The organism is Kitasatospora sp. NPDC098663 (genome assembly GCF_044760075.1).
Lineage (GTDB): Bacteria > Actinomycetota > Actinomycetes > Streptomycetales > Streptomycetaceae > Kitasatospora.
In genome coordinates, this window is the sequence record NZ_JBIWAP010000015.1 from 46881 (window position 1) to 58875 (window position 11995).

Sequence of the window (11995 nt, forward strand, 5' to 3'; positions counted from 1 at the left end):
ACGCTCAGCCCGTCCCCGTGCCCCTCACCCTCCCCGCCCTGCTGGACCACCGGGCGGCGCTGCACCCCGACCGGGAGGCGCTGCTGGTGCCGGGCGGGGGCAGCCTCACCTACGGCCGGTGGCGCGACCGGGCGGTGCGGGCCGCGCACGGGCTGGCCCGGGCCGGGGTACGGCCCGGGGAGCGGGTGGCGCTGCTGCTCGACAACCAGGAGTGGGACGCGTACGCCGTGGCGTTCCTGGCCACGCACTACGCGGGCGCGGCGGGGCTGGTGATCCGTGCGGACCTCTCCGGAACGGACGTCGCGCGGCTCGTCGATGCCGCCGGGGCGCGCTGGGCGATAGCCGGGAACGGGCCGCGCACCGCGCTGCCCACCTTCACCCTCGACGACCTGGAGAACAGCGGTGACGGCGAGGGCCGTGGTGACAGCGAGGGCAGCGGTCACGGCGAGAACAGCGCCGCCGAACCGCCGTATCGGGCCGCTCCCGGGGACCTCGCCCAGATCATCGGCACCTCCGGCACCACCGGCACCCCGAAGGGCGTCCGGGCCGCGCACGCCAGCCTGACCGCCGGGCTCGTCCTCAACCCCCGCCCCCGCCCGTACGCGCACTCGCGCTACGCGGTGCACGCCTTCCCGATCGGGACCAACGCCGCCCAGGTCGTCCTGGTGAACGCGCTGACCGCGCAGCCGGCCACGATCTGCCTGCCGCGCTTCGACGCGGAGGAGTTCGGCCGGGTGGTCGAGGAGTACGGCGCGGGCACCGTCTTCCTGGTGCCGTCGATGGCGGTGGAACTGCTGAACTCCGGGATCGCCGAGCGCCGGGACCTGAGCAGTGTCCTCCTGGTCAGCTGCTCGGCCGCCGCGCTCCCGCCCGCCGTCGCCGCCGGGCTCTGCGCCGCCCTGCCCAAGGCGACCGTCGTCAACACCTACACCTCCGCCGAGGCCTCCCCCGCCCAGATCTCCGCGATCGTGGACGCCGGCCGCCCCGGGTCGGTCGGCCGCCCCACCGACCCGGCCGACCTGCGGATCCTGGACGAGGCCGGGCGGCCCGTCGCGCCCGGCGACACCGGCGAACTCTGGCTGCGCCAGCCGGGCCCGCCCCGGGGGTACGTCGGCGCGGACTCCGACACCGTGTTCCGCGACGGCTGGGTGCGGATGGGCGACCTGGGCCGGCTGGACGGGGACGGCTACCTCCACCTGGTCGACCGCGAGAGCGACATCGTCAAGTCCGGTGCGCTGAAGGTCTCCACGCTGCGCATCGAGGCGGTGCTGCACGAGCACCCGCAGGTCGCCGACGCCGCCGCGCTCGGGCTTGCGCACCCGGTGATGGGTCAGGTGCCGGTGGCGGCCGTGGTCCCGCTCCCGGGCGGGATCGACCTCGACGGGCTGCGGCTCTTCCTCGGCGAGCGGCTCGCCCGGGCCGAACTGCCCGTACGCCTGCTGGTGACGGACTCGCTGCCGCGCAACCCCAGCGGCAAGGTCGTCAAGCACCGGCTCCGGGCCAGGTTCGAGGAGCCCGTGCCCGCCGTCGGCACCGCACCGGCCACCGCCCGGGAGCGCGCGCTGGCCGAGCTGTGGCGGGGCGTCCTGGGGCGGCCGGTCCGGGCCGTGGAGGACGAGTTCTTCGCGCTCGGCGGGGACTCCTTCCGGGCCGTCCAGCTGGCCGCCGCGATCTCCGCCGAGTTCGGCGTGGCGGCCGGTACGGCCCTGGTGTTCGAGCGGCCCTCGCTGCGGGCCCAGGCCGCCTGGCTGGAGCAGGCGGCGGCCTCGGCCGGTACCGCCGGGCCGGCGGTACCGGCCGAGGCCGAGGCCGAGGCGACGGCTTTCCTGCGCTCGCTGCGCGCCCAGCCGCACGAGCTCCCGCTCACCGCGCAGCAGGAGAACTTCCTGCGCTGGATGGCCGAGGCGCAGGGCCGCAACGTCGGCTCGGTGGCGGTGATGTTCCGGGTGCTGGAGGAACTGCAGACGGACACCCTGGTCGACGCCCTCCACCAGGCGATCCGCCGCCACCCCGCGCTGCGCACCAGGTTCGTCCCGGTGCCGGACGCCGAACCGGGGGTGCTGCGGGCCGTGCTCGACGACGAGCCGCGCGCGGACGTGGTGCTGCTGGACGCCCCCGGCGCGAGCGATGCGGAGGTGTCGGCCCGGCTCGTCGCCGAACGCGACCGGCTGACCGACCTGGCCTCGGGGGCGATGACCAGGCTCGCCGTGGTGAGCCGGGGCCCCGGGGACCACGTCGTCATGCTGGCGGTCCACCACATCGTCGCCGACGGCTGGTCGCTGGGCGTGCTGCTGCGCGACCTGGGCGTGCTGTACTCGGCGCTGCGCGGCGGCCGCCCGGCGCCGCCCGACCGGCCCGGCCCGGCGTACCGGGAGCTGGTGGAGTGGTCGAACGCGCACTGGCCGGCCACCCGGGCGCACTTCGCGACGGCGCTCGCGGGCGCCCCCGCGGCGATCGACCCGTTCCCGGGGCGGCAGGACACCGAGGTGGTGCTGAGCGCCGCCCGGACGCTGGAGGTGCCGGCCGAGCGGGCGGGCGCGCTGCGGGCCCGGGCGGCGGAGCTGGGGGCCACCCCGTTCCTCGCGATGGCGGCGGTGTGGAGCGGGCTGCTGGCCGCCCGCAGCGGACAGCGGGACTTCGTCCTGATGACCCCGGTGCCCGGCCGCACCAGGCCGGAGGCGGAACGCGCGGTCGGCTGCTTCGTCCAGTCGCTGCTGCTGCGAGTGGACGCCGCCGGAGAGCCCGGGTTCGCCGAACTGCTGGGCCGCGTCCGCACGGCCGCCACCACCGCGCTGGACCACCAGCTGTACCCCTTCGCCGAGTTCAGCCCGCTGGTCCCGTTCGCCGCCTGGCTGCGGTACGAGAGCTGGAGCGCCCCGGCGCAGCTGCCCGGGGTGGCGTGCGCCGCGTGGGAGCTGCCGCGCAACGCCACCGTGCCGTACCCGCTGCCCGGCGGCGACCGGCACGTGCCGGAACTCGCCGTCACCGAGCAGCCGGACGGCTCGCTGCGCTGCTGGCTGCGGTACAACGGGCACGCCTTCACGGCCGAGGCGGTGGACGCACTGGCCGCGGACCTCGCGGCCGCGCTGGCCGGCGCCGCGGGGGTGTGAACCGGGGCCCCCGCGCCGGGGGCGGGGGCGGGGGCGGGGGGTGCCGTCGACCGCGCCCTCAGCCGGTGAGCCGGCCGGCGGCCTCCGCCTCGGTGAGGCCGTCGATCTCGGCGATCAGCAGTGCCTCGATCCGGGCCGCCAGGACGGCCGGGGTGCTGCTCTCGAAGACGTCCCGGATCGGCACGTCGAGGCCGAGCCCCGCCCGGATCCGGGCGGCGACCCGGGTGACCAGCAGGGAGTCCCCGCCGAGCGCGAAGAAGTCGTCGAGCACCCCGACCCTGGGCACGCCCAGCACCTCCTGCCACAGGTCGGTGACCAGGTGTTCGGCGTCGGTGCGCGGCGCGAGGTAGCGGGCCGCCGCGGCCGGTTCGGGGTCGGGCAGGGCCGCCGGGTCGGGCTTGCCGTTCGCGGTCAGCGGCAGCCGGTCCAGCAGCACCACGGCGTCCGGCACCAGATAGGTGGGCAGCCGCCGGGCCAGGTGCTCGCGCAGTTCCGCCGGACCGGGCCGGACGCCCGGGCGGGGCACCGCGTACGCCAGCAGCCGCCGCCCGTCGCGCAGCAGCACCGCGGCCTGGGCGACGGCCGGGTGCGCGGTCAGGGCGGACTCGATCTCGGCGGGTTCGATCCGGTAGCCGCGCAGCTTCAGCTGGCCGTCGCCGCGCCCCAGGTACTCCAGCTGCCCGTCCGTGCGCCAGCGGACCCGGTCGCCGGTGCGGTACATCCGGCCGCCGCTGAGCGGGTCTCCGGTCGACGGGTCGGCGGTGAACGGGTCGGCGGTGAACGGGTCGGGCACGAAGGCGGCCGCCGTCAGGTCGGGCCGGCCCAGGTAGCCGCGGGCCAGCCCGGCGCCGCCGAGGTACAGCTCGCCCTCGGAGCCGCGCGGCAGCAGGGCACCGCGCTCGTCCAGCACGTGGAGCCGGACGCCGGGCAGCGGGCGGCCCAGCGCGGGCCGGCGGGCGGTGTCCGCGGCGGTCAGGTCGGTCGCGGTGACGATGACGGTGGCCTCGGTGGGGCCGTAGGTGTTGACCAGCCGGACGGCGTCGCCGTGCCGCTGCCGCCACCGGCCGACGGCGTCCGCGCCCACCTGGGAGCCGCCGAGGATCTGCAGGCGCAGCGCGGCCGGCCAGCGGGTCTGCTCGCCGAGGCCGACGAGTTCCTCCCAGTAGGCCGTGGGCAGGTCGAGCACGGTGACGGTGTCGCCGTGCGGGCCGCCCAGCAGGTCGGGCAGGGTGCGGCCGCCGCCGGGCAGCAGGACGACGCAGGCCCCGGAGGCGAGCGCGGGCCAGAGCTCCTCGACGTGGGTGTCGAAGCCGAGCGAGGCGAACTGGACGATCCGGTCGGCTGGTCCGAGCGCGTAGCCGTCGGGCCCGGCCATCCACGCCACCCGCGCGGCGAGCGCGGCGTGGTCGACGGCGACGGCCTTGGGCGCGCCGGTGGAGCCGGAGGTGTAGAGCACGTAGGCCGGGCCCCAGGGGTCCGACGGGACCGGTTCGGCGTGCCCGAGGTCGGCGGGGTCGGGGCCGTCGGGCCCGGGGCCGTCCGCCGTCGGGTCGACGCCGGTGAGGACCAGGGCGGCGTCGGCCTCGCGCACCATCAGTCGGCGGCGTTCCTCGGGGTGGGCCGGATCGAGCGGCAGGTAGGCGGCGCCGGCCTTCCAGATCGCGGTCAGGGCGACGACCAGGTCGAAGGAGGGCGGCATCGACACCGCGACGACCCGGCCCGCCACCCGGCCGAGCCGCCTCGCCAACGCGCTGGAGCGCCGGTCGAGTTCGCCGTAGGTCAGGCTGCGGCCGTCGCACTCCAGCGCCGGGGCGTCCGGGCGGGCGGCGGCCTGCTCGGCGAACCGCTCCAGCACCGTCCGGGCCTCCCGGGCCGCCGGGCCCGCCCCGAGTGCGAGCAGTTCCGCCCGCTCCTCGGGCCCGACCAGCCAGTCCCCGTGCAGCGCGAGCTGCGGGTCGTCGACCACCCGGGCGAACAGGGCGCGGCACCGCCGGCCGAGGGCCTCGACGGTCTCCCGGTCCAGCACCTCGCGGTCGAAGCAGAAGGACAGCGCGATCCCGCCGTCGGCGGTGCGCCAACTGTCCAGCAGCAGGTCGGTCTTGGCCTGCTCGAAGCCGGAGTCCATGCTCGCGGTGCGGACGCCTGCGGGCAGCGCGGGCGCGCCGGGGCCGGCCGCCAGGTCGTACTGGCTCTGGTGGACGAAGACGGCCCGGTACAGCGGTCCGGCGCCGGGCTCCGCGGGCAGGCCGAGGTGGCCGGCGAGCCGTTCGACGGGCACGTCCTGGTGGCCCAGGGCGGCGAGCGTGGCCGAGCGGGTACGCCGCAGCACGGTGCGGAAGTCGGGGTCCCCGGTGTCGGGGTCGCCGGTGAGGTCGGCCCGGATCACCGCCGTCCGGCTGAAGTAGCCGAGCAGCGCCTCGTGCGCGGCCTCGTTGCGGCCGGCCAGCGGGGTGCCGACCACGAAGTCCCGGCAGCCGGTCCAGCGCGCGAGCACGTACTGGTAGCCGGCCAGCAGCACCATGAACGGGGTGCACCGCTCCTGTCGCGCCAACCGGTCGAGGGCGCTGGTCAGTTCGGGGTCGAGGCGGACGGTGGTGAACCCGGCGGGCCGGGCCGGTTCGGCCGGCCTCGGGTGGTCGAGGGGAAGGCGCAGCGCGCCGGTGCCGGCCAGTCGCTCCGCCCAGTAGCGGAACGCCTCCTCACCCGCCCCGCCGGCCGTCCTGGCCTGCTCGGCCCGGGCGAAGTCGCCGTACTGGAGCGGGAGTTCCGGAAGTTCGGCGGGGGCCTCGCCGATCGCCTCGCGGTAGAGGGCGAGCAGTTCACGCCACATCGTCCGGAACGACCAGCCGTCCGACACGATGTGGTGGACGACGACGCAGAGCGCGTGTTCCCCGTCCCCCGCGCTGATCAGCGCCGCCCGCAGCGGCGGCCCGGCGGCGAGGTCGAAGGGCGCGTTGACGTACGGGCGGCAGGCGTCGGTGAACTCGGCCTCGGCCGCGCCCTCGGGAAGCCGGACCAGGGCGAGGTCGATCTCGGCCGGGGGCTGGACGAGTTGGACGGGCTCCTCCCCGTCCGCGGCTCCTGGCCCTGCGGCGGCGCCGAGCGCGAAGCGGGTGCGCAGGATCTCGTGCCGCACCGTCAGCCGGTGCAGCGCGGTGCGCAGGGCCTCCGGGTCGATCGGCCCGGTCCACCGGCGGTTGAGGTACATGTTGAAACCGGCGTCGTCCGGGTGGAGTTGCTGGAGGAACCAGAGCCGGCGCTGTTCGTCGGTCAGCGGGTGGATGGCGGTGGTCACCGGACGGTCACCTCGGTCTCGGAGCGGCGCGGGGCAGCAGAAGCGGCAGGAGCAGCGGGGGCAGCAGGGGTGGCGGGAGCGGTCGCGGCCCGGTCCTGGAGGGTCTTCAGCCCGACCAGGTCGTCGGGCTCGGCGTCGGGGACGTCCCGGTCGAAGTGCCGGAGCACGGGCACGGCCAGGCAGACCAGCACCAGGGCGGCCATCGCGAGGCCGAACAGCAGGTAGAGCAGTCCGATGCCGCGGCCGTCGCCGGTGCCGATGAGCCGGCCCACGGTCGGGGCCAGGGCGCCGTCGTGGTCCATCAGCGGCTGGAGCAGCCGGGGCCCGAGCGGGGCGACCAGGGCGAAGCCGACCGGCAGGGTCGACCAGGCGACCATGGTGTTCACGGCGATCACCCGGCCGTGGAAGCGCAGCGGCACCTTGGTCTGCACGATGGTCGCGTAGACGCCGTTGACCAGGGCCAGGCCGAAGGCCATGCCGAACGCGCCGAGGGCGACCACGACCAGTGACGGGCGCAGCCCGGTGACCAGGCACGCCGCGGCCAGGGCCAGGGTGGCGAGCAGCACCCCGCGCAGCCGCTGGTGGCGCGGCCCGCCCCAGGCGAGCAGGGTGAGCCCGCCGAGCACGGCCCCGAGGCCGGCCGCCGTCGACACCCAGCCGGCCGCCGCGAGCGGGGCGAAGGAGAGCACCAGCGGGGTGGTGAGCAGGAACAGCGGGGAGAGGAAGATGTTCAGCACCGCGAAGAACAGCAGCATGGCCCGGAAGTGCCGGCTGCCGAGGGCCCGCCGGAAGCCCTCGCGGATCTCGGCGGAGACGCTCTCGCGCCGGCTGGCGCCCATCAGGTCGGGGAAGCGGACCGCCAGGGTGACGGCGAGGGCGGCGCCGTAGCTGACGACGTCGAGGGTGAGGATGCCGCCGAGCCCGATCGCGGCGAGCAGGCCGACGGCGAACAGCGGGACGAGGAACTGGGCGAGGCCGAAGGCCATCTGCACCAGGCCGTTGGCCCGGCCGAGGTAGCGCTTGGGGACGAGTTGGGGCACGGCGGCGTTCCAGGCGAGCCGTTGGAAGGTGAGCGCGGTGGAGAGCACGCCGATGAGCACGTAGGCGTGCCAGACCTGGAGGCTTCCGGTGAGGTGGAGCAGGAGCAGCAGCGCCTGGGTGGCGCCGGCGGCGAGGTCGCCGTAGAGCATGATCCGGCGTCGGTCGCCCCGGTCGACGACGGCGCCCGCGATCGGCGCGGCGAGGATGCCGGGGACGAGTCCGCAGGCGGCCAGCAGCCCGAACTGGGCCAGGGAGCCGGTGCGCAGGTAGATCCAGACCGGGAGGGCGAACTCGGTGAGCGCCGATCCGATCATCGACACCTGCTGCCCGGAGGCGACGGTGAGGAAGCGGCGCATGGTCGGTCGCAGCGGGGCCTGCTCCGCCGGTGGCGCGCCGTCGCCCCGGGAGAGCCCGGCCAGCCACCAGGTCGCGCCGTCGCTCCGGTGGTGCCGTTCCTCCTGGCCGTCGGCGATCGAGCGGTGGACGCGGGTGAGGATCTCCGCGAGTTCGGCGGCCCGGTACTTGAGGTAGAAGTGGCCGGCCTCGTCGAGCACGACGACCGCGGCGGTGTCGGTGAGCCGGTGCCACTCCCGGTAGCGCTCCTGGTAGAAGTCCGTCGCCGGGTCGCGCTCGCCGCAGACGGCGATGATCGGGGCCCTGATCCGGCCGTCCTCGCCGTCGAACAGCCGGGTGAAGTAGCGTTCGGCGTCCTTGGTGCCGGTGCGGCGGTTGCGGACGATCAGCCGCAGCTGCTCGGCGTCGACCTCGTCGGTGTCCAGCCCGGCGGCGGCCAGCGCGTTGATCATGCCCTGGTCGTTGCGCAGCCGGTCGGTGAGGTCGGCCCAGCGTTCGCCAACGGCGGCGCCGCGGCCCCGGGGGCGGGCGAAGGGGAAGATGCCGCCGAGGTGGACGGCGTCGATCTCCCGGCCGGCGGCCTCGACCTGCCGGGCGATCTCGACGGCCAGGCGGACGCCGACGCCGCAGTGCCCGTACAGCACGATCGGGCCGGGGACGTTCTCGACGATCTCGCGGGCGCAGGTCGCGGCGACCTCGTCGATGTCCATCGCCTCCTCGCCGAGTTCGTGCCCCGGGACGGCGACGGAGTAGAGCGCCCAGTCCTCGGGCAGGGCGTCGGCGAGCGGCTTGTAGATGAGCGCGCTGCCGCCGCCGTAGGGGGCGCAGATGACACTGGCGGTGGTGCGCGCCCTCGGCGGGGTGAGCCGGTGGAGCAGGCCGCCGGGGCCGCGTTCGGCGGTCGGGTCGGCGACCAGGGCGGCGAGCCGGCGGACGGTGGAGTGGGTGAACAGGTCCATCACGCCGATGGGGGCGGGCAGCTCCGGGAAGGCCCGGCGCAGGCGGGCGACGACCTGGGTGGCGAGCAGGGAGTGGCCGCCGAGGTCGAAGAAGTCGTCGAGCGCGCCGACCCGTTCGATGCCCAGCACCTGGGCCCAGATCGCGGCGATCGCCGTCTCGGCCTCGCCGTCGGGTTCGACGTGTCCGCCGGTCGGCGCCGGGTCCTCGGGTTCGGGCAGCGCCTTGCGGTCGACCTTGCCGTGGGCCAGCAGGGGCAGCGCGTCGAGGACGACGTAGCGGGCCGGGACGAGGTAGTCCGGCAGGACGGCGCCCAGCGCCTCCCGCAGTTCGGCGGGTGTCGGGGCGGGGGCGGCGCCGGGGTGTTCGAGGTAGGCGACGAGGTTCTGGCGGACGCCCTCGCCGCGGAGCGTCACGAGGGCCTGGGTGATGCCGGGCAGCGCGGTGAGCGCGGCCTCGATCTCGCCGGGCTCGACCCGGTAGCCGCGGACCTTGATCTGGTCGTCGGCGCGGCCCAGGTACTCCAGCGTGCCGTCCGGCCGCCAGCGGGCCAGGTCGCCGGTACGGTACATCCGCCCGTCGGCGAACGGGTCCTCGACGAAACGTTCCGCCGTCAGGTCGGGGCGGCCCAGGTAGCCGCGGGCGAGCCGGTCCCCGCCGAGGTAGAGCTCGCCCACCACCCCGGGCGGCACCGGTCGGCGGGCCTCGTCCAGTACGTAGCAGCGGGCGCCCGCGAGCGGGGTGCCGATCGGTGTGCTGCCGGGTCCTGCCGGGCCCGGCAGGACCTCGTGGACGGTGACGCCGACCGTCGCCTCGGTCGGCCCGTAGTGGTTGAACACGGCGCAGCGGCCCCGGCCGGCGAGGTCCGCCGCCCAGGCCCAGGGCGACGCCTCGCCGCCGAGCACCAGGGCCCGGCGCGGGAGCAGCCGCTCCGCGTCCACGTCGGCGGTCAGCGCGGCCAGGTGCGACGGCGTCATCTTGAGGTAATCGATGCCCGACTCCGCCATGTGCTCGGCGAGTTCGGCGCCGGCGATGCGGCGCGGCAGCAGGTGCACCCGGCCGCCCGTGGTCAGCGCCAGGTACAGCATGGTGATGCTGAAGTCGAAGGACAGGGACTGCAGCAGCCCGTAGGCCGCACCGGGTTCGATCCGCAGGCGTTCCCGCACGCCGGCCAGGTAGTTGAGGATCTGGCGGTGCTGCACCGCCACGCCCTTGGGCTGCCCGGTCGAGCCGGAGGTGTAGATCACGTAGGCGAGGTCGTCCGGCCCGGACGCCTCCGCCAACGGGGCTTCGTCCAGTGGGAGTTCATCATGGCCCACCGGCTGCTGGTCGACGAGCAGCTCGGCGCCGTCGTAGCCGGCGAACGCCGCCCGCAGCCGCGAGTCCGTGACCAGCACCCGCACGCCCGCGTCCGCCACCAGGTGGGAGAGCCGCGCGGGCGGCTGTTCCGGGTCCAGCGGCAGGTAGCCGCCGCCGGCCTTCAGGACGCCGACCAGGGCCGCCGCCAGTTCCGGGGACTGCTCCAGGCACACCGCCACCCGGTCGTCCGGGCCGACGCCCAGCGCCCGCAGCCGGCGGGCCAGAGCGGTGGCCCGGGCTTCGAGCTCGCGGTAGGAGAGGGTGCGGCCGTCGAAGACCAGGGCCGGGCGGTCGCCCGCGCCGCGCGCCGCCTCGGCGAGCAGTCCGGTCAGCGTTGCGGAACCGGCCTCGGGCGCGGGCAGTTCGGGGCCCGCCGCCCAGCGCTCGACCACGTCCCGGCGCTCGGCCCCGGTCAGCATGGGCAGGCCGTCGACGGGCTGCGCCGGATCCGCCGTCGCCGCCGCCATCAGCACCTCGAAGCGCTCGGCGAGCCGCCGTACGGTGTCGGCCTCGAAGAGGCCGGTCCGGTAGGTGATCAGGCCGTAGAGCCCGCCGTCCTTCTTCTCCCGCAGGTAGAGGGCGAGGTCGGCGTGGGTCGTGGTGGCCTCGTAGCCGAACCCCTCCGCCGCCGCGGCGGGCGCGGTGGAGGCGGCGCGGTCCCCGTAGTTCTGGAACGCGAAGGTCACCTGGAACACCGCCGAGCGGCTGACGTCCCGTTCGACGTCCAGGTCCGCCACCATCTGCTCGAACGGCACCTCCTGGTGGGTGTAGGCGTCGAGCGTCGTCTCCCGCACCCGCCCGATCAGGCCCGCGAAGCTCTGCCCCGGCTCCAGCCGGGCCCGGATCGGCAGCATGTTGACGAACGCCCCGACCACGCCCTCCAGTTCGCGGTGGAGGCGACCGGCCACCGCCGAGCCGACCGCGAAGTCCCGCTGCCCGGAGTGCCGCCCCAGCAGCACCTGGAGGCCCGCCATCAGCACCATGTACGTCGACGCCCCGTGGGCGCGGGCGCACTCGGCGACGGCCCGCACCAGCTCCGGACTCCAGTGCAGTTCCAGGGCGGCGCCGTCGAAGGTGAGCACCGGCGGACGCGGGCGGTCGACGGGCAGTTCCAGTGCCGGGACGTCGGCGAGTTCGGCACGCCAGTGGTCCCGGGAGGCGGCCAGCGCGCCGCCGGCCAGCCGCTCCCGCTGCCAGTACGCGTAGTCGCCGAACTGCACGGGCAGCTCCGGGAGTTCGGCGGGGGTGCGGTGGGCGTGCTGGGCGTAGAGCGCGTCCAGTTCGCGGTTCAGGATGTCGATGGACCAGCCGTCGCAGACGATGTGGTGCATCACCAGGGCGAGCACGTGGTCCTCGTCGGCGAGCCGGACCAGCAGCGCCCGCAGGAGGGGGCCGTGCGCCAGGTCGAAGGGGCGGGCGACCAGCGCGCCGATCTCGTCGGCGGCTCTTCGCCGCGGGTCCGGATCGTCGGCCGCGTCCACGAACTCGGCCGGGAAGGGGCCTGGTTCGGCGATCGCGACCTCGGCGGTGCCGTGCTCCGTGGTCGGGAACGACATCCGCAGGCCCTCGTGGCGGTTCACCAGGTCGGCCAGGGCGCGGTCCAGCGCCGGGCGGTCCAGCGGCCCGCGCAGCCGGCGGGCCGGCGCCAGCGCGTAGGCCGTCCCGCCCGGTGTGAACTGGTCCATGAACCAGAGCCGTTCCTGCCCGCTGGACAGCGGTGGTGCGCTGCCCTCGGGGCGCGGCTCGACGGTGCGCCGGGGTGCGGCGGCGCCGCGCAGTCGCTGGGCGAGCAGGGCGCGTTTGGTGGCGGACCAGTCGGCGGGCGGGTCCTGGATGTCGGTCATCGGCGGTCCATTCGGGCGGGAAGCGGGGGGCGGGA

General features: G+C 75.9%; 3 protein-coding genes. 1 reads left to right on the plus strand and 2 read right to left on the minus strand.

The genetic code is table 11. The features are described 5' to 3' along the window. Nucleotides 1-17 precede the first annotated feature (17 nt). A complete protein-coding gene (locus ACIQVZ_RS18370; protein WP_402451105.1) occupies nucleotides 18-3110 on the plus strand; it encodes an AMP-binding protein in 3093 nt (1030 codons plus the stop codon). Nucleotides 3111-3168: 58 nt separating this feature from the next. On the opposite strand, the gene ACIQVZ_RS18375 is transcribed toward ACIQVZ_RS18370, so the two are convergent. Both ACIQVZ_RS18375 and ACIQVZ_RS18380 read right to left on the minus strand, forming a co-directional pair. Further along, nucleotides 3169-6405, minus strand: coding sequence for an amino acid adenylation domain-containing protein (locus ACIQVZ_RS18375; protein ID WP_402451108.1), 3237 nt, complete (start codon nucleotides 6403-6405; stop codon nucleotides 3169-3171). Further along, nucleotides 6402-11960 (minus strand): amino acid adenylation domain-containing protein, encoded by a 5559-nt coding sequence (locus ACIQVZ_RS18380; RefSeq protein ID WP_402451111.1) that lies wholly within the window; start codon nucleotides 11958-11960, stop codon nucleotides 6402-6404. The genes ACIQVZ_RS18375 and ACIQVZ_RS18380 overlap by 4 nt, the downstream gene beginning before the upstream one ends. Nucleotides 11961-11995 lie beyond the last annotated feature (35 nt).

What these genes read in the sequence shown, in the direction of transcription:
- ACIQVZ_RS18380 (WP_402451111.1), bottom strand. Translation starts at nt 11,960, where the DNA reads ATGACCGACATCCAGGACCCGCCCGCCGACTGGTCCGCCACCAAACGC.